This window comes from Cupriavidus cauae (assembly GCF_008632125.1).
In the GTDB taxonomy this organism is placed as follows: domain Bacteria; phylum Pseudomonadota; class Gammaproteobacteria; order Burkholderiales; family Burkholderiaceae; genus Cupriavidus; species Cupriavidus cauae.
Genome location: NZ_VWRN01000044.1, coordinates 1 through 21,915, shown reverse-complemented (window position 1 = coordinate 21,915; position 21,915 = coordinate 1). Strand labels below are relative to the sequence as shown.

The window sequence follows — 21,915 nt, the reverse complement described above, 5'->3', positions numbered from 1 at the left end:
AGAGCGAGTGTGATCGCGCCCCGACGGACCGCCGGACACCATACCGGAGCGGAGGCAAGGGAAAACACCGATCCATCCGGACATTGATTCGCAAAAGAATCCATACCTATACTTCGAACGTACCGCAAATCGCATCGAGTCACCTGCCGAAAAAGGGACTCGATCTTTTTTTAACCCGGCAATGAAACGATTCATCACGAACTTCCCGTAGCGGTTTTTACAAGGACCGCTCCATTCTCTTTCCTCTGTTTCGGCCCAACGATGCAGAGGAAAGCGACGTTTCGCGCGCGGCACCGCGGCGAGACGCGTGCTCCCGGATCCTCATCGATCCCTCCGATTCAAGGAAAACCATGGCCCGCATTCCGTACTTCGACATGTCGCAAGCCCCCGAGTCCTATCTTCGCCTGATCGGTTCGCGCCCGCCGCTGAACCTCTACCGCATGCTGCCGCACGCGGGCAAGGCGGCCGAAGGCTTTCTGGCGCTGGGCGGCGCGATCCTGCGCGAGAACAGGCTCGATTCGAAGCTGCGGGAGATTGCGATCCTGCGCGTGGGCATCCTCAGCGGAGCCGGCTACGAGGTCCACCAGCACAAGCGCGTGGCACGCCGGGTGGGACTGGCCGACGAGAAGATCGCCGCGCTCGAACAAGGAGCCGATACCTCCGCGCTCGACGAGACCGAGAAGATGGTGCTGGCCTACACGGACCAGGTGCTGTTGCACGTGAAAGCGCCCGACGCGATGTTCCACGCCTTGTGCGAGCGGCTGAGCCCTGGCGTCGTCGCCGAGCTGACGCTGGTGATCGGCTTCTACATGCTGGTGAGCCGTTTTCTCGAGAACTTCGAGGTCGACATCGAGCCGCCGGGCACGATCGCTTGACCGGATCACTTGACCGGATCGCTTGACCGGATCGCTTGACCGGATCGGTTGATCGACATCGGGCACCGTCGCATTCCCCCGCCAACAAGACAGATCGAAGCCATGAACCTTGCTCCCCAGGAAGTCGACCCGGGCCTTCAGATGCATGACGAGACGCTGGGCCGCGCGCCCGGCCGCGGCCGCCTGCAGGGCCGCCGCGTACTCGTCATCGGCGCCGGCCAGCGAGAGATACCCGAAGACGATCCGCCGGTCGGCAATGGCCGCGCGATCTCGCTGCTGTTTGCACGCGAAGGCGCCACCCTGGCCTGCGTCGACATGTCGAAGGCCGCCGTCGACCATACCTGCGCGCAGGTAGAGCGCGAAGGGGGAAAGGCCTTTGCCGAGGTCGCCGATGTACGCGACGCCGATGCCATCGCGCCGCTGGTGCGGCGCTGCGCCGAGCGCCTGGGCGGGCTCGACGGGCTGGTACTGAATGTCGGGATCTCCAAGGCGCTGCCCCTCGCCACCCAGACCGCCGCCGACTGGGATGAGGAGTATGCGGTCAACGTGCGCAGCCACATGCTGTTCAGCCAGGCGGCGCTGGAGGCGATGGCACCGGGATCGTCGATCGTGCTGATGTCCTCCCTCGCGGCGGTGCGAAACACCGGGCGCAATCCGGCCTACGAATCGTCGAAGGCCGCGCAGGTAGCGCTCGCGCGCGCGATCGCCGTGGCGGGCGAGCCCAGGGGCATCCGCTGCAATGCGGTGCTGCCGGGCCTGATGGATACGCCGATGGGCCGGGATGCATCGCGCCGCCGGCCGAACCGGGCAGCGGCCGTACCGTTCGGCCGCCAGGGCACCGGCTGGGAAGTCGCCTACGCCTGCCTGTTCCTGATTTCGCACGAATCGAGCTACGTCAACGCCCATGCGCTGATGGTCGACGGTGGGCTTGGTGTCGGCGTGGCGCGCGCCTGAACGTGTCTTCTGCCTTCAAACGCTGACCATGCCTTCGGCATCGGCCCCCTCCAATCGCTCGGCATCTCCATCATGAATACCATTTCCTCCACTGCCCTCACCACGCCCCACTCCGAACCGGCCAGCAGCAGTCTCGAAGGCCGCGTGGCCATCGTCACCGGCGCCGGCTCGCGCACCGCCGACATCGGCAATGGCCGCGCCGCGGCCATCCTGCTCGCGCGCCGTGGCGCCCGCGTGCTGCTCCTTGACATGCAGCTGGACGCGGCGCGCGAGACCGAGCGCATGATTGCGGCCGAGGGTGGCACCGCGCTCGCCGCGGCATGCGACGTGTCGGTTGCCGAACAATGCCGCGAGGCGGTGGCCACCGCCGTCAAGGCCTGGGGCCGCGTGGACATCCTCGTCAACAACGTCGGCATCGGCGGGCCGGCCGGCACCGCGGTCGAGCTGGACATCGAGCAGTGGGACCATGCGCTGCGCGTCAACGTCACCTCGATGATGCTGATGGCCAGGTACGCGATCCCCGAGATGCGCAAGATCGGCCGCGGCGCCATCGTCAACATTGCCTCGGTGGCGGGGCTGATCGGCGGTACGCCCGCGCTGCTCTATCCGACCTCCAAAGGGGCGGTGGTAAACATGACCCGCGCCATGGCCGCGCATCACGGCGTCGAGGGCATCCGCGTCAACTGCGTCGCGCCCGGCATGGTCTATACGCCGATGGTGGCCGGACGGATGACGCCGGAGGTGCGCGAGCTACGCCGCAAGCGCTCGCTGCTGCAAACCGAAGGCTCCGGCTGGGACGTCGGTCACGCCGTCGCCTACCTGGCCAGCGACGAGGCACGCTGGGTCACCGGCGTGATCTTCCCGGTCGATGCGGGGACCACCGCGGGCAACGCCCCCTCGCCCGGCCTGAAGCCCGATGCCGCGACCCAGGCGAAGTCCGCCTGAACCCATTCCGGACCCCCCCATGCCACGCATTCCCCTGTTGCCCGAGCACCCTGAAGATGCCGCCGCGAAAGCCCTGTTCGACCACGTTCGCGCGGCGCGCGGGGCCGGCTTCAAGATGCCCTATCTCTACCGCGTACTGGGCACCGCGCCCGAGATGTTCCGCGCCTGGCTCGACTTTGCCTGGCCGCTGCGCCTGAACGCCAGGACTTCGCGTCCATTGCGCGAACTGCTGATCCTGCGCGGCGCGCAGGTCGCCGGCACGGCTTACGAGTGGGCACACCACCTGCCGATGGCACTCGAGGCCGGCGTCAGCGATGCGCAGATCGATGCGCTCGCGCACTGGCGCCACACCGACCTGTTCGATGCGAGCGAACGCGCGGTGCTGCAGCTGGCCGAGGAGGTCACGCTCGGCCCCAGCGCCTCGGAGGCGACCGTGACGCAGCTCAAGGCCTGCGGCTTCGACAATGCGGCAGTTGTCGAGCTGGTGTTGACGGCGAGCTTCTATGTCTGCGTCAGCCGCTTCCTGCAAACGATGGAAATCGAGCTGGAGCCTGGCTACGAAGCGCATCTCGCACGGATGTGAGCGGGGCTACCGGTGCGGGGTTCGCGCAGGATCGGCAACCCCGATGGCCATAAAAACGGAGGAGAACCAATCAAAATGCAGAGGAATTTCATCGCGACGCGTCGACAGATCTGCGTCCTGGCGATCGGCGCCGCCGCCAGCGCCGCGCTGTTGACGAGTGCCGGCGCCATGGCACAGGAAACGGGATTTCCGGATCGGCCGCTCAGGATCATCCTGATGTTTCCTGCCGGCAATGGACTGGATACCAGCACGCGCAATTTCGCCGACGCGCTGTCCAAGGAGCTGAAACAGCCGGTGGTCGTTGAAAACCGCCCCGGCGCCAATGGCACCATTGCGTTCTCGGCCGCCCGGATGGCGCCGGCCGATGGCTACACGTTGCTCGTTGGCAGCTCCTCGGGAATGACCATCCCGCTCGCCTTCGGCCGGTCCCTGCCCTACGATCCGGTCAAGGACTTCAAGCTCGCGGGCGGCATGCTGCGCGCGCAAGCCATCCTGACCGTGCCGGCCAATTCCGAGATCAAATCCATGCGCGACCTGGCCCAGGTCGCCAAGGCCAGGCCCAACCCGATCACCATCGGCACCTACTCCGACGGCTACTACCTGACCTCCCAGCGGCTGGCCAAGATGGTGGGCATCCACCTGCAGAACGTCCCTTACAAGGGATACCCGATGGCGCTGCCCGATCTGGTGGCCGGGCGCATCGACATGGCGTATGGCGATGCCACGGCGACACAGGAGCTGATCAAGACCGGAAAAATCCGCCCGCTCGCAGTAACGGGCACGTCGCGGCATGTCAATTACCCTGACGTTCCGACGGTGGCCGAGAGCGGGTATCCCGATTTCTCCTACTACAGCTGGGATGTGTTCCTGGTGCGCAGCGAAACGCCGGCCCCGGTCACCGAGAAGCTCAGGACCGCGATCCGCCGCGTGCTCAATGGCCGCGAGTACCCGGCCTCGCTCCGTGCGAACGGGTCCGAACCCATGCTGGACGACCTGCCCGCGATTCAGCGCATGATCACCGAGGAGGTGACGCTCTACAAATCGCTGATCGCGAGCCTGCCAAAGCGGGAGTAGCATTCGGCCGCCATGACACCGAGATGGGCGGCGACGGCGCGACCATGGCCAGACGATGGTGTGGCGGGTTGCTTGCCGCCCTGCTCGACGTGGAGCCTTCCGATGCTATCCGCCAATGCCATGCGTGGCGACGTCGGTCAAGGCTTCATCAAGGTCGCGTTCCAGCGCCCTCCCCCTTCGGTCGTGCCCTGCATCGTCCTGCCGCTGATCTCGCCGGTATAACGCTGATCACCGGCCACGAACGTGATCTTCGTTCCCGCGATGCGGCCCTCGCTGATCGGCGTGCTGGCGCCTTCCTCGCGCAGCGTCCCTTCGACCATCTGGTACTTCTGCGTCAGCACCAGCTGCTTGTCGCCCATCCGCCAGGTCCCCTGCACCTTGGCGGGGATCACCCACTTGTAGGCAGTGCAGTGCCCCGCGCAACCCTGGGTGACCTGGGCCGTCTCGTCGGGCTCCCAGTCGTCCATCGTGAAGGTATTGGAGACGACGCGAGTGCCCGGCTTCATGTTCAGCAAGGTCGGACGCAGCCGGAGATTGAGGTCCGGCAGCAGGAACAGCGTCACCACGGTGGCGTTCGAGAAGTCCGACTTGAAGATATCGCCCTGGTCGAACCGCGCACGATTGCCCACGCCCTCGGCCTGCGCCGTCCGGCGCGACAGCGCCACCAGGTCGGGATTGAACTCGATGCCGCGGGCGCTGGCGCCGCGCTTGGCCGCGGTGATCACCAGCCGGCCATCGCCCGAGCCGAGGTCGACCAGATGGTCCCTTGGCGTGAGCTCGGCCATGTCCAGCATGCGGTCGACCAGCGCCTGCGAGGTCGGCACCCACACCACGTCCTTGCCGGACTGACCGACGGACGGCTTGTAGACCGAGGTCACCTCGGACGCCGTCTCCGTCTGCGCCAATCCGGGTCCGCTGAATGCCATCGCCCCCGCGGCGACAAGCGCGGCAGCGACGAAGGACTTGTGCAAGATCGTCATCGACGTTCTCCTGTTCTGAGGGTCACATGGGGTCCGGTGAAGCATCCTGTCTCTCCGCGGCTTCGACCTGCTTGCGCTTGAACAGCAGGATCGGCGCGCCCGCTGCGAGCATCGCGAGGCCGATCAGCGCCGCGGCGCCGGTATAGGCCACGCTGGCATACAGCATGTACAGGCAGGTCAGGCAGAAGATGATCGGCGTGATCGGATACAGCGGCACGCGATACGGCAAGGCGCGGCCGGGATGGCGCCAGCGCAGCACGAACAGCGAGAGGCCGACCAGCAGCAGAAAGCCCCAGAACACCGGCGCGGTGTAGTCGACCATCGCCTTGAAGCCGTCGCGCGTGATCGCCCCTACCGCGATCAGCGCCAGCGCGATGATTCCCTGGGCGATCTGGCCATTGGCCGGCGTCTGGCCGCGGCCGTTCCAGATGCCGACCCATTGCATGACGGTCATGTCGCGCGCCATCGCGTAGAACACGCGCGAGCCGGTAAAGATGGTGGCGTTCAGCGTCGAGATCGCGGCGACCACGATGGCGGCCGTGACCACGCGCTCGCCGACCGGTCCGGCCACCACGCGCATCATGTCGGCGGCGACCGCATCGGATTCGCGCAAGCCGTCCAGCCCGAGGACAGACAGCAGGGCCAGGTTGGTCAGCGTGTACAGCACCACCAGGATGACGGTGCCGCCCGCCAGCACCTTGGCGATATTGCGCGGCGCGTCCTTCAGTTCGCCGGTCAGATAGGCCGCCTCGTTCCAGCCGCCATAGGTCAACAGCACGAAGATCATCGCCATGCCGATCGCCGCGGTCTCCGGCGGTATCGCAGGCGCGGTGCGTTCGGCAGTCTCCGGCGAGCCGAACAGCCCGAACAGGATGATCGCGCCGATGGCGCCGATCTCCAGGAAGGTCACCACCACCTGCAGGTTCTTGCCCTCGATGGTGCCGATCACATTGATCCCGGTCACCACGATCACGGCCAACGCGGCATAGATCGCCGGGCTGAAGGGATCAAGAGGGCCGAACAGACCGGCAGGCAGCAGCTGCGCCACGTAGTCGCCCAGCATGAAGGCGACCGCCGCAATCGCGCCGGTCTGGATGACGGTGCAGCGCGCCCAGCCGAACATCATCGCGGTGGAGCGGCCGTAGGCACGCGACAGGAAGTGGTATTCGCCGCCGGCGTTGGGATGGGCCGCCGACAGTTCGGCGTAGCACAGCGCGCCGATGAAGGTGATGATGCCGCCGACGATCCAGACCACGATGAACATCGCCTCGGAATCGACGCTGCCCGCGACGATCGACGGCGTGCGGAAGATCCCAACCCCAAGGACGAGGCCCACCATGATCGTGATGGCATCGAAGACCGACAGGATGCCCTGCGGTCGGGGCTGGTTCGGATCGGTCATCCCTATCCCTCGGACGGATGGAGCGAAATCGGCTTGCGAAATGCGCTTGCATTCCGGAACCTGCATTCCGCGCTCGCATCGCTGCCGTGGCAGGCAGCGAACTTGTCTGCCTGTCCACAATACGAAACATCCGAAGGGGTGACTAGGGGTGCGGCGGCCTCCTCCGCGGCCGGGTCATTCGACGTGACGAAGGGGACGCTCCAAACCCGCCGAAAATGACATCGGTGTCATTCAACGTTGGCCGAAAGCCGCACCCGCGAACAGGTCCTTGAACTCGCGCGGCTGCGAACGCCAGTACTGCTTCGGCGCCTGGACCTGCGCGCCGAGCTTTGCCGCGGCGTGCCACGGCCAGCGCGGGTCATACAGCATCGCCCGCGCCAGCGACACGGCATCCGCCTCGCCGTTGGCGATGATGCTCTCGGCCTGCTCCGGCTCGGTGATCAGCCCGACCGCGATGGTCGGCAGTCCCACCTCGGCCTTGACCCGCTGCGCGTACGGGACCTGATAGCCCGGTCCGAGCTTGATCGCCTGCTGCGGCGACACGCCGCCCGTCGTCACATGGATCGCCGCGCAGCCCCGCCGGGCCAGCTCCTTCGAGATCGCCACCGTGCCCTCGATATCCCAGCCGTTCGGCACCCAGTCGGTCGCCGAGATGCGCGCCCACACGGGACGGTCGGCCGGGAAAACGGCACGCACCGCATCGAACACTTCCAGCGGAAAACGCATCCGGTTCTCCAGGCTGCCGCCGTACTCGTCGTCGCGATGGTTCGCGATCGGCGACAGGAACTGATGCAGCAGATAGCCATGCGCGGCGTGGATCTCGATCGCATCGATGCCCAGGCGCGCAGCGCGCTTCGCGGTCTCGACGAAATCGCGCTTGACGCGCTCGAGGCCGGCGCGGTCCAGCGCGACAGGAGCGACCTCGTTCGGCGCATGGGGTACCGCGGACGGCGCCTCGGTCAGCCAGCCCTGCGGCTCGTCCGGGCGAATCTGCGAGCCGCCATCCCACGGCGCGCGGCTCGACGCCTTGCGGCCCGCATGCGCGATCTGCATCGCAATCTTGATCGGCGAATACGCGCGCACCGCCTTCAGCACGCGGGCCAGCGCCGCCTCATTGTCGTCCGAGTACAAGCCCAGGTCGTAGGGCGTGATGCGGCCCTGCGGCGAGACCGCGGTCGCTTCGAGAATCAGCATGCCGGCGCCGGACAACGCCAGATGGCCGAGATGGATCAGGTGCCAGTCGGTGGCATTGCCCTGCTCCGCCGAGTACTGGCACATCGGCGCGATCAGGATGCGGTTGTCGAGCTGCAGCTTGCCGATCTGCAGCGGGGTAAAGAGAGCGGACATCGAGAACCTCTTGTTGTTCGGGTTGGTATCGGCCCTGTCCCGGGCTTGCCAGGCGGGCCAGGCAGGCATTGTGCGGCAACTGAGCGTTTGCTGCAGGGAGCGGGCACGGCCCTGACCGACGCATCCTGGTGCGTGGCCCGCCGATCGTGGTGCTGCGACTCCCGCCGATGGTGCCCGCCGAGGGTGCCGCCCCTGATTCCCGCGGACCGCCTCGCCGCGTTTCGAGCGGGACGCTCCGCGCCATCGCCGCGGCGGTGCAGGAATGGCGATGGCATATCACTTGCTTTGGCAGTCCCGATGTCTCTTCCCGCCGCTTCCCCACTCAGGAGCCATGCCAGTGAACTGCTACGCCTGCGCTTTCGCATCGATGTCGACCGCCGCTTCGTCCCCCACTGCCGCCTCGGCATCGGCCACCCGCCCAAGGCTCGGCACCATCGGCGCGGCGATCGCGCTGTCGCTGCTGGCCTTGCCGGGGTCCGCGATGGCCGAGAAGGTCTTGCGCATCGGCATGACGGCCGCCGACATTCCGCGCACGCTGGGCCAGCCCGACCAGGGCTTCGAGGGCAACCGCTTCAGCGGCATTCCGATGTACGACGGCCTGACGCAATGGGATCTGTCGAAGAGCGATGGTCCGAGCCTGCTGATCCCTGGCCTCGCCACCGAATGGAAGGTGGACGCGAAGGACAAGACGAAGTGGGTCTTCAAGCTGCGCCCCAACGTCAAGTTCCATGACGGCACGCCATTCAACGCCGATGCGGTGGTGTGGAACGTCGGCAAGGTACTGGACAAGACCGCGAAGCAGTTCGACCCGAGCCAGGTCGGCGTGACCGCATCGCGCATGCCGACGCTGCGCTCGGCGCGCAAGATCGACGACCTGACGGTGGAGCTGACCACCTCCGAGCCCGACTCCTTCCTGCCGTACAACCTGACCAACCTGTTCATGGCGTCCCCCGCGCAATGGGAGAAGAAGTTCGCCGCGGTGCCGGCCTCGGTCACCGACCCGGTCGAGCGCTCCAAGCAGGCGTGGGTGGCCTTTGCCGCCGACGCGGCGGGCACCGGACCCTTCAAGATGAGCCGCTTCGTGCCGCGCGAGCGCCTCGAGGTCGTCAGGAACGCGCAGTACTGGGACGCGAAGCGCGTGCCGAAGATCGACAAGGTCGTGATGATGCCGATGCCGGAAGCCAACGCGCGCACCGCGGCGCTGCTGTCCGGCCAGGTCGACTGGATCGAGGCACCCGCACCGGACGCCATCGCGCAGATCAAGAGCCGTGGCTTCCAGGTCTACGCCAACGCGCAGCCGCATATGTGGCCGTGGCAGCTGTCGTTCGCGCCCGGCTCGCCCTGGCTGGACAAGCGCGTGCGCCAGGCGGCCAACCTGTGCGTGAACCGCTCCGGCCTGAAGACGCTGCTGGGCGGCTACATGGCCGAGGCCAAGGGCATCGTCGAGGCGGGCAATCCGTGGTGGGGTAATCCCAAGTTCGACATCAGGTACGACCCCGCCGGCGCACGCAAGCTGATGCAGGAGGCGGGCTATTCGGCGGCCAAGCCGGTCAAGGTCAAGGTGCAGGTCTCCGCCTCGGGCTCCGGCCAGATGCAGCCGCTGCCGATGAACGAATATGTGCAGCAGAACCTGAAGGAGTGCTTCATCGACGTCGATTTCGACGTGGTCGAATGGAACACGCTGTTTACCAACTGGCGCATCGGCGCCAAGGACCCGAGCGCCCACGGCGCCAATGCGATCAACGTCAGCTTCGCGGCGATGGACCCCTTCTTCGCCATGGTGCGCTTCGTCAGCAGCAAGACGCAGCCGCCCGTGTCGAACAACTGGGGCTACTTCAGCAATCCCGAGTTCGACAAGCTGATCGAGACCGCGCGCACCTCGTTCGACGACAAGGGCCGCGACAGTGCGCTGGCCAAGCTGCATGCCCGCATCGTCGAGGAGGCGCCCTTCGTGCTGATCGCGCATGACGTCGGCCCGCGCGCGATCTCGAAGAAGGTCAAGGGCGTGGTGCAGCCGCAAAGCTGGTTCATCGACATCGCCACGATGTCGATGGACTGATCGAACGCGACCGACTGCCCCGGACCCGCCATCATGTCCTACCTGCTTCGCCGCGCGCTGTATGCGTTGCCCATCCTGCTGGGCGTCGCGCTGCTGTGCTTCTCGCTGGTGCATATCGCGCCGGGCGATCCGCTGGTGTCGGTGCTGCCGCCCGATGCCTCGGAGGAAATGCGCCGGCAGCTGGCCGCGCTGTACGGCTTCGACAAGCCCTTCATCGAGCAATTCGTGCACTGGCTGACGCGCGCGCTGCACGGCGACCTGGGCACGTCGATCGCCACCAGCCGCCCGGTGATGCGGGAGGTCGCCACCGCGGTCGTCAATTCGGTCCGGCTGGCGGCAGTGGCCACGCTGATCGGCTTTACCTTCGGATGCCTGTTCGGCTTCGTCGCCGGCTACCTGCGCGATTCGGCGATCGACCGCGCGGCCTCGTTCCTGTCGGTGTTCGGCGTCAGCGTGCCGCATTACTGGCTGGGCATGGTGCTGGCCATCGTGTTCTCGGTGATGCTGGGCTGGCTGCCGGCGACGGGCGCCGGACCGGGCGGCTCGGGCGACTGGAGCTGGAACTGGGAACACGTCCAGTACATGCTGCTGCCGGCGATCACGATGTCGGTGATTCCGATGGGCATCGTCGCGCGGACCATCCGGGCGCTGGTGGCGGAGATCCTGTCGAACGAGTTCATCGTCGGCCTGAAGGCACGGGGCCTGTCCGACCTGGCGGTGTTCCGTCACGTGGTCAAGAACGTCGCCCCGACCGCGCTGTCGGTGATGGGTCTGCAGCTTGGCTATCTGCTCGGCGGCTCGATCCTGATCGAGACGGTGTTCGCCTGGCCCGGCACCGGCTTCCTGCTGAACTCGGCGATCTTCCAGCGCGATTTTCCGCTGCTGCAAGGCACGATCCTCGTGCTGGCCGTGTTCTTCGTGCTGCTGAACCTGGCGGTGGACGCGCTGCAGACGCTGTTCGATCCGCGCATCCAGCGCAACTAGCCATCCGGAGAACGCCATGGAAATGACGCTGGACAATGCCGCCGCGCCCGCCGCGGTGGAGCGCTCCCCCGGCTACTGGACCACGGTAGGCCGCCGGCTGCTGCGCAACAGGCTGGCGATGGGCGCGGCCCTGATCCTGCTCGCGCTGATCCTCGTCGCGATCTTCGGGCCGTGGCTGATGCCGGCCGATCCCTACGCGTCCTCGATCCTGAAGCGGCTCAAGCCGATCGGCACCGAGGGCTATCCGCTCGGCACCGACGAGCTCGGCCGCGACATGCTGTCGCGCCTGATCCTCGGCGCGCGGCTGTCGCTGTTCATGGGCATCACGCCGGTGCTGATCGCCTTCGTGCTGGGCAGCGCGCTGGGCATCGTGGCCGGCTATGCCGGCGGCTGGACCAATACCGCGATCATGCGGGTGGTCGACATCTTCTACGCCTTTCCGTCGGTGCTGCTCGCCATCGCGCTGTCCGGCACGCTCGGCGCCGGCGTGGGCAATGCGCTGCTGTCGCTGACCATCGTCTTCGTCCCCCAGATCGCGCGCGTGGCCGAGAGCGTCACCACCCAGGTACGCCATCGCGAGTTCGTCGACGCCGCACGCGCCTCCGGGGCGTCCGCCCTGACCATCGTGCGCGCGCACGTGCTGAACAACGTGCTGGGACCGATCTTCGTCTACGCCACCGGCCTGATCTCGGTGTCGATGATCCTGGCCTCCGGCCTGTCGTTCCTGGGCCTTGGCGTCAAGCCTCCCGAGCCCGAATGGGGGCTGATGCTGAACACGTTGCGTACCGCGATCTATACCCAGCCTTGGGTGGCCGCATTGCCCGGGGCGATGATCTTCGTGACCTCGATCTCGTTCAACCTGCTCGCCGACGGCATCCGCTCGGCAATGGAAATCAAGGACTGAGCCGATGCCGATGTCTATGTCGATGACAATGTCGATGTCATTTTCCGCGCCGAACGCCGACCTCGGCGGCCCTGCGCAGCCGCTGGTGATCGCGCGCGACCTGGTCAAGCATTTCCCGCTGAAAGGCAAGATTCCCGGGCGCCGCGCCGGCGCGGTACGCGCGGTCGACGGCGTCAGCTTCGACGTGCTCAAGGGCGAGACGCTCGGCGTGGTGGGCGAATCCGGCTGCGGCAAGTCGACCACGGCGCGGCTGCTGATGCAACTGATCGAGCAGGACAGTGGCGAGCTGATCTTCGACGCGCTGGGCGTCGGTTCCGCCCAGCTGCCGCTCAAGCGCTACCGCAGCCAGGTGCAGATGGTGTTCCAGGACAGCTATTCGTCGCTGAACCCGCGGGTGACCGTCGAGGAATCGATCGCCTTCACCGCGCGGGTGCATGGCGTTCCGGCGCGCGAGGCGACCGAGCGGGCGCGCCAGCTTCTCGCCCGCGTGGGCCTCGAGCCGTTGCGCTTCGGCGGCCGTTATCCGCACGAGCTGTCCGGCGGCCAGCGTCAGCGCGTCAATATCGCGCGTGCGCTGGTGCTGCGGCCCCGGCTCGTGATCCTCGACGAAGCGGTCTCGGCGCTCGACAAGTCGGTCGAGGCCCAGGTGCTGAACCTCCTGCTGGACCTGAAGGCGGAGTTCGACCTGACCTATGTCTTCATCAGCCACGACCTCAACGTGATCCGCTATCTGTGCGATCGCGTGATGGTGATGTACCTGGGCAAGGTCGCCGAGATCGGCGATACCGAGGCGATCTACGCCGATCCGGCCCACCCCTACACGCGCGCGCTGCTGGCATCGATGCCGTCGATGGACCCGGACCGGCGCACGCTGGCGCCGCCGCTCGCCGGCGATCCGCCCAATCCGATCGACCCGCCGTCGGGATGCAGTTTCCATCCGCGCTGCAGCCTGGCCGAGGCCGTGTGCGGACAGCGCGCGCCCGTGCTGTCCGACGCGATAGCCGGTCATCCGGTGGCCTGCCTGATGGCCGATCCGAACGGCGGCCATTCGCGCCCGCTGGTACGGCAGCCGGCGGCCATCGCCGCCGCTCCCTGCTGACGGAGGCCGGCATGCAATCCACCGTATCCGCATCGACGCCGGACGCCGCGCCTTCCTGCACCGCGCCTTCGTCCGCGCCCCCTTCCACCGCCGCGCCTTCCACCGCCACGCCGATGATCGCCGTGCGGGACCTGCATGTCGCCTTCGACGCCGGCGGCAAGACCATTCGCGCCGTCAACGGCGTCTCGCTGCAGGTGGCCCCGGGCGAGGCCGTCGCGCTGATCGGCGAATCCGGCTCGGGCAAGAGCGTGACGTTGCGCGCGCTGATGCGGCTGCATCCGCCCCGCCGCACCACGATGACCGGCGACATCCGCATCGATGGCACCGACCTGATGCGGCTCGATGCCAGGGGCCTGGCCAGGATCCGCGGCGGCACGGTCGCCATGGTGTTCCAGGAACCCTTGCTCGCGCTGGACCCGGTCTACACCATCGGCCAGCAGATCGTCGAATGTATCCGCGCGCATGCCCGCGTCTCGGCCGCGCAAGCGCGCCAGCAGGCCCTGCAGGCGCTCGAGGCCGTCCGCATCCAGAGCCCCGAGCGGCGCCTGGCGGCCTATCCCCACGAGCTGTCGGGGGGGATGCGCCAACGCGCGATGATCGCGCTGGCCTTGTCCGCCAGGCCGAAGATCCTGTTGGCCGACGAGCCCACCACCGCGCTCGATGCCACCGTGCAGATCCAGGTGCTGATCCTGCTGCGCGAGCTGCAGCGCGCGCTCGGGCTGTCGATCGTATTCGTGACCCACGATATCGGCGCGGCCGTCGAGATCGCCGACCGTGTCGCCGTGATGTACGGCGGCCGCATCGTCGAGGAAGGTCCGATCCGGACGCTGCTGCGCGATGCGCGCCATCCGTACACCGTCGCGCTGCTGCAAAGCCGCCAGCACGGCATGGCACGTGGCGAGCGGCTGACCGCCATTGCGGGATCGCCGCCGGATCTGGCCGCGCTGCCCGCCGGTTGCAGCTTCGCGCCACGGTGCGCCCATGCGCGGGCCGAATGCCTGGAACGCGTGCCGCAGCCCGTCTCGCTGGGCGACGGCCATCGCGTCAGCTGCGTGCTTGCCGCCGCGGCAGAGCCCGCCCGGGCCGTGGCTTGACACCCTGGAGCGGCCCCCCCAACCATCGCGCATCGTTCCGCCCCTCGCGGTCGGCGGTCGCGTTCGCCGAACACGGGGCCCCGGCCGCCGCGTGAGCGAGGCGGTCGCCCTGGCCCGGCGATGGGCTGAGCCGAGCCACGATCTGAGCCCGGCTACGGTGCGGGCCCTTCCCCGCTTTCCCTACCGCGTCACGTCCAGCTCCCATCCCGGCTCGATGTGGTCCGGATTCTGCGCGAGGTTGTACTGCGGATTCAGGTTGATCAGCTCGCGCAGAGCGTAGGCGGCGACCTGCTGGTCCGTCGTCATCGCCTCGGCATCGGCCTCCTCTTTCTGCTCGTCGGACAGCAGCGTATCCAGGTTGGTCGCCGCAATGCCCCACAGCGTCCCGCTCTCGACGCCGGCATGGTAAGGCTGCACGACTACGCGTCCGTTGCGCGGCCGCGGGTGTTGCGGAGGCTGGGGCTCCGGCTTCTGCGGAGGCGGTTCGGTGGTCGTCGGCGGCTCCTTGCTCGGCGGCTTGGGCTCTTCGGACGGTGTTGCCGAACGCGGCGGTTCCTGCGGCGCCGGCTGCGTCGGCGACGGGTCCTGCGTCGACGGGACCGATGGCGTCGACGACGACGGCGTCGGCTCGGGCGTCGGCGTACGCGGCTGGTCTTCCTCGTCGCTGCCCAGCGTCTCCAGCAGTATCTTCATGCCGAAGTTGACGATCACGCCGCCGCCCAGCAGCACCAGGCCATACGGCATCGCGCGGCCGAAGAACTCCCATTTGCGCGGCAGCAGCGACTGGTCCGGCTTGAGCTGGATATTGCCGCCCTTGTCGGCCGCCAGCTTGTTGAACTCGCGGTTGGCCACGCCGCGCTCGACGCGCGACTGCAGGAAGGCGCCCACGCCGAAGGTCGCCAGGCTGGCCGCGCCGATGCCGCCGGCCACGCCGCCGTATGTCATCACGTCCGTGACGGCCAGCGGGATCGCGCCGGCCGCATACATGCTCATCACGAACTTGCGCGTATGGGCGGCGGGCAGCGCGGGCAGCTTGACCTTGGCGTGGTGGGCGATGCGGTTGGCGACATTGAAGGTCGCCAGCACGCCGTTGGCCGCCAGGAAGGCCGTGTTGCTGTAGGTCGCGACATTGCCGAGGTCCACGCCGTGATGCATGAACCAGGTCACCGTGGTGGCGTTGTTGATCGCCAGCGTACCGATCTGCAGGCCATCGTTGAAGCGCCCGGCGACGGTGTCCGGCGTCAGCAGCGCCGTGCCGGCCTGCTTCAGCGCCTGGACCGCGGCCGCGACCTCTTCCGTCGAGGGCTTGCTGTTTTCGGCGCTCACATGGCGTTCGAGAACGTCGAGATGCTTCGCGAAGGCCTCGCGATTTTTCTCACTGATCCCCCACATCGCCGCGCGGTCGCCCGTCAGGGCCTTGCGCAGCCAGACAATGTCGGCCGGGGTCTGGCGCTCGACGTGGCGGATCACGCGGTTGCTGAAGGCCGTGCGGCCGGCCGCGACGCCGCCGCGATAGATGAAGCAGGAGCCGGCCACCACCACCGCCGCGGCGGTGCCGGGCGTCGGCATGAACGGCATGGCCGCGGCCCCGGTGGCGAAGGCCCCGCCGACCGAAGCGGCGACGGTGGCGCGCAGCTTCCATGGGCGCGGCGTCGGCGTGGGCGCCGATGAAGACGGTGCCGGCTGCGGGGCAGCCTGGGGCGGCTTGCCGGCCTGGCTGGCGCCCTCGGCGGCGGGCGGCTGCTCGGTATCGGGATCGGGCCTCGCGGGCTGTGCCGGCTTGGCTGCGCCGGCAGGATCGGCGGCAGGATCGCCGGAGTGGGCAGCCGCCTCGGCGGCCGCGGTCTCTTCAGGCTCTGGGACCGGCTTGGCGGATTTTCCGGACTGCGCCGCGTTGGCGACATTGGCGGCATTGGCTGCCTTGGCCGCGCTGTCCGGATCCGCAGCCCCGGCCGGCTCGGCGGACTCGGCCGACTTACCCGACTCGCTCGACTCGTTCGGCTCCGGCGATGCCGCCCCATCGGGCTCCGGCTCGCCGCCATGCCGGAACGTGGCCGAGCGCACCGCGCCCTGCGGATCGGTCGCGACGCGGGCGACGTTGGCCTGCGCGGCCTCGCGCATCTTGGCCAGCACCGTCACCACGGCCTGCCCATGCGCAGCCAGGCCGCCGCCGGGCTCGACGGACATCACGTCGGCGATCTTGACGCTACCGTCGGCGAAGAAGGCGAACTCGACGTCCTGCAGCAGCAGGCCGCGGCCGTCCGCGCCGTTCTCGATGCCGTGTTCGATCGCATCAAGATCGCGCAGCGTGCGCGCGTTCATCCGTGCCGCGTACTGCGGCAGCAGATTGCCGTTGCCGTCGAGCAGCTCGGCGCTGCCGGCCAGATAGCGCTCATAGACGATGGCCGGATGGCCCAGCACCGTCTCGCCGTCGCCGCCATGGATGCGCAGCGTCGGCATGCCCAGCGCCTGCACCTGGGCCATCGCCTCGCGTTCGGCGCCCATCGGGAAGGCCGCGATCATGCTGTCGTTGCCCAGTCCCACCGCATGGCTGTTGCCCAGCGCAAACACCGTCTTGATCGCGCCCGAGCCGAGCCGCGGGCCCAGATAGTCGGCCAGATCGACGGGCGTCTGGCTGCCGTCGTCGTGAATCAGCCGCACCGCGTCGACACCGTCGACCGCGAAGCTGCGGTTGGCATGGCGATACGGTTGCGGCTGCAGCGTTTGCCATGCGACGCCGTCCTGATCGAGCTTCAGGACGGGCTTGGGCGGGCCGCCTGCATTGGCGTCCGTATTGACGTCCACGGGCCGGCCTGCGGCGCGCTCCAGCGTATCGAGCTTGAAGCCCGCCGCGGGCAGCATCACGTCGACGCCCATCACATCGGCCACCTTCTGCGCAAAGGCGTGCCGCGCATGCTGGCTGCCGCCGTCGACCGCCAGCACGACCGCTGCGCCCTTCTTGCCCGCGTCGGCAAGTTCCAGCGCGAGCCGGTGCGCGCCCACCGCTTCGCCGTCCGCGTCGAGCAAGCCGCGTTCGGGATCGAAGCGCCCCAGCACGACGTTGTAGTCGTCCGGCGCCATCACCTTCAGCGGCGACGCGCCGAACCGCGCATCCGCATGGCGCGGCGGGATGGCACGCCAGCCGGCCGGATGGCTGGCGTTGGCGTTGGTGTTGGTGTTGGTGTTGGTGTCGCCGGCGCGCACGGGAGCCGGCGCATTGCCGCGCGGCATGACGAAGGCGCTTTCGGGCAGCGCCCGTCCGCCTTCGTTGACGCCGACGATCGGCAGGGCCGGCATCGCACCGTAGAAGCGTCCGCCGTGGCTGTGCACCGGTGCGTCGGACTGCGCCATGGCGTCAGGCGTCGCATCGACGTGCATCGCGCCGCCGAATACCGTATCGCCATCGCCATACCAGCCGCGGATCTCCCACTTGCCGTCGGGCGCGTGGACGCGCGCGTTCAGCGCGGTGGCCAGTTGCTGCGCCAGTGGCAGCGGACCGTCCATGCCGAAGCAGTCGTAGATCAGTACCGGCATGCCTTCGCGATAATCCGGATGCGAGCGGATCCGGTCGGCCAGCGCCGCCGCGTCGTAGTCCGGGCGGCCGCTGCCGTCCATGTCCATCCGCACGCCCTGGTAAGCGCCCTCGGCCCGCACCGTGAAATAGCCCGGCACCTGCGGCACCGAGATCGGCATCGCGCGGTTGTCGAAGGTGACGTAGCCCGCCTCGGCCGCGAGATCCAGATGGGCCCGCGCCCGCGGGAAATGTCCCAGCTGCTGCAGCACGTCGATCCGCTCGCCGCCCTCGTTGCGCACCAGCGGCTTGCCTTCGGCGAACCCCTCGGGCAGCGCCACGCGGATATCGCCTTCGTAGGCGCGGTTCAGCGCGATTTCGCCCGGCACGGTGCGGCCATCGCGCCGCGACAGCGGCACGGTGCCGATGGCATCCTCGGCGGACGGCACGCGGCCGGCCCGGTACTGCGCGTCGGGCACGACCTGCAGCCGCACCTTGACGCCGACCGCCGCCTGCCGGTCGAGCTGCGCCGCGGCCTGCTGCGGCGAATCGAAGGCGCCGATCACCTTCGGCCTGGCGTTGACAGAATCGGCTTCGCGCACCGCCACGTACTTGACGTCGGCAAGCCGGCCGCCGGTCGCGTGCACGCTGTCGATCACCGTGGCGATCGCCGTGTCGCCGGGTACGCCATCGCGCAGCGACCAGCTGCGATCGACGATCGGGGGAACGTGGCGCGGCTGGACATTGCCCCGCCCGCCCTCACCGGCGCCATGGAAGGGACGGCGCAGCCCGTGCGCAAACAGGTCTTCCAGCACCGCGCGAGGCTGGCGGCGCGGCATCGCGGTGCCCATCAGCGCAGGCACCGGCGCGCCCGGCCCGGTGACCGAGTCGGCGCCGGCCCAGAGCCGCAGGAAGCGGTACACCGCCGCATGGACCTCCGGCGAGAAACCGTCGACCGTGGGTACCTGCTGCCGCGACACACCGTCGACCGCGCCCGCGTGGACCGATGCCTCGATGGCCGACAGGATCTGGTTCTCGGTGGGCATCAGATGGGCCTTGCCGAGCTGGCGCAGGAATGCCGCGCCGATCGCATAGGCGCCCCAGTTCGACACGCTGGCGGTCACCAGGATATCGGTCCTGACGGTCGAGGCGATCGGCGTGCCGTCCGGCGCCAGCGGGACGAACGCCGCCACATTGCCCATGCCCGCTTCGTTGCCGCCGTCGCCCACCGAGGACGTGCCGATGCCCATCTCCTGCGCCGCCTTCAGGAAGGCGTCGATTCCCGGCGTGAAGTCGTCGAGGTTGACCCCGCGCATATTGTGCTTGGTGCCGGCCGCCGTGCGTCCCGGCAGTTCGATCGACGACACGTGGTCCGGCTGCATCTCCTCGAGCATCGCACGCACCACCGGCGACGTGCTGTCGGCATGCTCGTCAAACACGTGGACCGAATCGAGCGGCTGCCCCATGTCGGCCAGCGCCGCTTCGAGGATCGGCTGGTTGGCCGAGTCGACGATATAGCTGACGCGCTTGCCCCCGTCGCGCAGCATCGCGCCCAGCGCCACGGTCCCCGGCGGCCCGTCGGTCTCGGGCATGCCCTCGGCCACCGAGAAGCCCGTCAGCAGCACGATGTGCTCGACATCGGAATCGGCCATGGCGGCGGCAGCGCGCAGCGCCCCCTGCGGGATCGCCAGGCGGTCGATATTGCGGCCGGTATACGCGGTGACCATCGCATCGATCGCGGCCGGCATCCGGTTGGCGTCGAGAATGCCGCGGATCTGGCCCGGGTCCGTGCTGGCGCTGAACTCCGGCACGCCGAACGCGCGCGCCCGCGGATCCTCGGTCATGCCTTGCGCCAGCCGCACGACCTCGCTGGCGCGCCCGGTGGTCACCGCCAACAGCGGGAGCATGTCGTGCGCACTGACCTCCTCGAACGGGATCGGCTCCGGCAGCAGGTCTTCCTGCTTGAGCACGCCGCGCTCGATCAGCCGATCGACCAGCGCCCTGGCCTGGTACTGCATCGGGTCGATCACCTTGACGTGGCCCAGGCCGCTGGCATCGAGCTGCTGGCGGATCAGCTTGGCCAGCGCGGGATAGTGCGTGCAGCACAGCCACAGCGTCTCGGTGTCGGCAGGAATGCGATCGGCGTTGATGTACTTGGCGACCAGCTTCTGGATCGCCACCAGCTCGGGCCCGTCGGTGGCCTGGTGCTGCAGCGCGTTGACCGCGGCGGCCCACTCGTTGGCGCCGATCTCCAGCACGTTCTGGCCGGTGCGCAGCGCGCCCACCGCGTCGCGATAGGCATGGCTGTTGACGGTGCCCGGCGTGGCGACCAGCGCGATATTGCGGCCGCCGTCCGCCTTCATCGCGCGGGCGGTGGTATGGATCAGGTTGATGAAATCGCGCTCGTCCAGCCCGCGCCAGCCTTCCGGATAGGTGATGCACGCCGTATTGCAGCCGAGCGCATTAGCGTCGGCCTGCTGCTGGTGCATCGCGTGCAGGCCGTCGTTGACGCGGAGGATCAGGTCGTCGCGCGCGCGCCCGCCGTAGGTGCCCGCCGCGTGATCGCCGTACGCGACCAGCTGAACGCGCTTGCCGGTCATCGAGAAGATATGCCGGGCGATGTTCATGGCAGCCAGGATGCCGCCGTTGCTCGAATCGAAGACCGTGACCTCGATGATGTCGTCGATCACCTTGATGCCGAACTGCTCCGGGTCCACGCCCTTCGGCACGAAGCGGCGCTGCATGCCGTCCAGCATCTGCGCCAGGTCCAGGCCTTCGGGCAGCTGCTTGGCCTGTGCCTGCAGCAGCTCGTACACGCCCAGGTAGCTGCGCTTGTCGAGGCCGCGCATGCTGGTCGCGCCGGGCTCGAGCGTGATGCTGTCATAGGCATGCAGCGCGGCCATGCGGTCGATCATCGCGGCCACGCGCTCGGTCGACGGCATCGCATGGTCGGCGCCGGAGGCACGCTGCAGCGCGAAGCCGACTGCCTGCGCCGCCAGGTTGGTGTTCATGCCGACCACTGGATGGCTGGCGCCGACCGCCGACCATTGGTCGATATCGGCCGGCTCGACATGCAGCGACGTCATCGCGCGCTCCAGCGCGGAGCGCATGCCGGCGGTATGGCTGTCGGCACCGATCGCCACGGTGACCAGATCCTTGGCGTTCGCCTCGACCAGCAGCTGGTCGACCCGCGGCGCGCCCTCGAGGCGTTCGCCGTTGGCCAGCCGGTATTCGCCGACGCGGTTGCGCCCGGCCACTTCGACCGCGACCACGGCCTGGGTCCGGTACTTGGCCAGCAGCGCCTGCGCCTGCTGCGCGGCCCGCGTCGAGTCGGTGGCGGTGAAGGTCTCGATGCGGGCATCGGCGACGCCCAGCTCCCCTTGCAGCAGGTCGGCCAGCAGCGCCTCGTGCGCGGGGTCGGTGACGTAGACGACTTCCTTGCCCAGCGCGCTCAGATAGGCGCCGAGCGACACCGCACCGAGCGGACCGTGCGTGTCGGCGCCGCCGTGCAGCGTGGCGGGCGACGTCGCGATCAGCACCGTGTCGACATCGTGCAGCGCGCGTGCCGCCAGTTCGGCGCCATAGGGCACGGACAGCGACATCGCGCGGCCGTCCATGCCGGACACGCGGTCCAGCGGCGAGATCGCGTTCTGCAGCACGATCGACGGCTCGGCGCGCGCGGCCTCCAGCACGGCGGCACGGCCCCCGCCGCCATGTGCGAACACCGCGCTGCGGACATTGGGCCGGGCATCGCCGCGTACGTCCGAGCGTGCGTCGGCGCGGCGGCGGCTGCGGCCGCTGGTGTTGGTCCGGCTGGCCGCCGGCGGCGCGTCGCCGTGCCGGCTGCGTTCCCCCGCCTCGCGCATGTATTTGGTGACGGCCTGCTGCATCGCCCGGTCCATCATCCGATTGACCACGCCGTCCTGCAGCCGGGCGCCCTGCGCCACCGCGGCGTCGAAGGTCAAGCGGCTGGCCAGCTTGACCGATTGCCACGTGCCCAACTTCTGCGGGGTAAAGCTGCGCGAGCCGGTGCCATCGGTGGCACTGGCAGCGCTGCGAGGGGTGGGGCTCGCATCGGCGGGCGGCTCCGCCGCGACGCGCGGC

Annotated in this window: 15 protein-coding genes; 10 read left to right on the top strand and 5 right to left on the bottom strand. The window is 68.5% G+C overall.

Features of this window, described 5'->3' with window-relative positions:
• Nucleotides 1-350 precede the first annotated feature (350 nt).
• From F1599_RS15965 to F1599_RS15945, 5 genes are all read left to right on the top strand, one after another.
• Nucleotides 351-875, top strand: coding sequence for a carboxymuconolactone decarboxylase family protein (locus F1599_RS15965; protein WP_149318307.1), 525 nt, complete (start codon nucleotides 351-353; stop codon nucleotides 873-875).
• Between the two features lie 48 nt (nucleotides 876-923).
• The gene (locus F1599_RS15960; RefSeq protein WP_223819677.1) at nucleotides 924-1,829 is read left to right on the top strand and encodes an SDR family NAD(P)-dependent oxidoreductase; all 906 of its coding nucleotides are present in this window, start codon (nucleotides 924-926) and stop codon (nucleotides 1,827-1,829) included.
• Between the two features lie 72 nt (nucleotides 1,830-1,901).
• Complete coding sequence (locus tag F1599_RS15955) at nucleotides 1,902-2,774, top strand: SDR family NAD(P)-dependent oxidoreductase (protein ID WP_150083723.1); 873 nt, start codon at nucleotides 1,902-1,904, stop codon at nucleotides 2,772-2,774.
• Nucleotides 2,775-2,793: 19 nt separating this feature from the next.
• Nucleotides 2,794-3,357, top strand: a complete 564-nt coding sequence (locus tag F1599_RS15950) for a carboxymuconolactone decarboxylase family protein (protein WP_190286372.1) — start codon at nucleotides 2,794-2,796, stop codon at nucleotides 3,355-3,357.
• Nucleotides 3,358-3,432: 75 nt separating this feature from the next.
• Complete coding sequence (locus tag F1599_RS15945; RefSeq protein WP_150083721.1) at nucleotides 3,433-4,431, top strand: tripartite tricarboxylate transporter substrate binding protein; 999 nt, start codon at nucleotides 3,433-3,435, stop codon at nucleotides 4,429-4,431.
• Between the two features lie 137 nt (nucleotides 4,432-4,568).
• Here the strand turns inward: F1599_RS15945 and F1599_RS15940 are convergent, their stop codons facing one another.
• The 4 genes from F1599_RS15940 to F1599_RS26275 all read right to left on the bottom strand — a co-directional run bounded on the left by F1599_RS15940 (nucleotide 4,569) and on the right by F1599_RS26275 (nucleotide 8,664).
• On the bottom strand, nucleotides 4,569-5,411 hold the full coding sequence (locus tag F1599_RS15940; RefSeq protein WP_150083720.1) for a class I SAM-dependent methyltransferase: 843 nt from the start codon (nucleotides 5,409-5,411) through the stop codon (nucleotides 4,569-4,571).
• A 22-nt stretch (nucleotides 5,412-5,433) separates the two neighbouring features.
• The gene (locus tag F1599_RS15935) at nucleotides 5,434-6,813 is read right to left on the bottom strand and encodes an APC family permease (RefSeq protein WP_150083719.1); all 1,380 of its coding nucleotides are present in this window, start codon (nucleotides 6,811-6,813) and stop codon (nucleotides 5,434-5,436) included.
• 231 nt (nucleotides 6,814-7,044) lie between these two features.
• Complete coding sequence (locus F1599_RS15930; RefSeq protein ID WP_150083718.1) at nucleotides 7,045-8,160, bottom strand: NADH:flavin oxidoreductase/NADH oxidase; 1,116 nt, start codon at nucleotides 8,158-8,160, stop codon at nucleotides 7,045-7,047.
• 345 nt (nucleotides 8,161-8,505) lie between these two features.
• Nucleotides 8,506-8,664, bottom strand: coding sequence for a hypothetical protein (locus F1599_RS26275; protein ID WP_223819682.1), 159 nt, complete (start codon nucleotides 8,662-8,664; stop codon nucleotides 8,506-8,508).
• On the opposite strand from F1599_RS26275, the gene F1599_RS15925 reads away from it, so the two are divergent.
• From F1599_RS15925 to F1599_RS15905, 5 genes are all read left to right on the top strand, one after another.
• A complete protein-coding gene (locus tag F1599_RS15925; RefSeq protein WP_223819680.1) occupies nucleotides 8,642-10,219 on the top strand; it encodes an ABC transporter substrate-binding protein in 1,578 nt (525 codons plus the stop codon). The genes F1599_RS26275 and F1599_RS15925 overlap by 23 nt on opposite strands.
• Before the next feature lie 33 nt (nucleotides 10,220-10,252).
• Nucleotides 10,253-11,203, top strand: a complete 951-nt coding sequence (locus F1599_RS15920) for an ABC transporter permease (RefSeq protein ID WP_149318298.1) — start codon at nucleotides 10,253-10,255, stop codon at nucleotides 11,201-11,203.
• Between the two features lie 16 nt (nucleotides 11,204-11,219).
• On the top strand, nucleotides 11,220-12,107 hold the full coding sequence (locus F1599_RS15915; RefSeq protein WP_149318297.1) for an ABC transporter permease: 888 nt from the start codon (nucleotides 11,220-11,222) through the stop codon (nucleotides 12,105-12,107).
• A gap of 34 nt (nucleotides 12,108-12,141) precedes the next feature.
• Nucleotides 12,142-13,206, top strand: coding sequence for an ABC transporter ATP-binding protein (locus F1599_RS15910; RefSeq protein WP_150083717.1), 1,065 nt, complete (start codon nucleotides 12,142-12,144; stop codon nucleotides 13,204-13,206).
• Between the two features lie 113 nt (nucleotides 13,207-13,319).
• A complete protein-coding gene (locus F1599_RS15905; protein ID WP_150083739.1) occupies nucleotides 13,320-14,300 on the top strand; it encodes an ABC transporter ATP-binding protein in 981 nt (326 codons plus the stop codon).
• Between the two features lie 180 nt (nucleotides 14,301-14,480).
• Here the strand turns inward: F1599_RS15905 and F1599_RS15900 are convergent, their stop codons facing one another.
• Nucleotides 14,481-21,812: an LWXIA domain-containing protein gene (locus F1599_RS15900; RefSeq protein WP_223819676.1), complete on the bottom strand. Its 7,332-nt coding sequence runs from the start codon at nucleotides 21,810-21,812 to the stop codon at nucleotides 14,481-14,483.
• Nucleotides 21,813-21,915 lie beyond the last annotated feature (103 nt).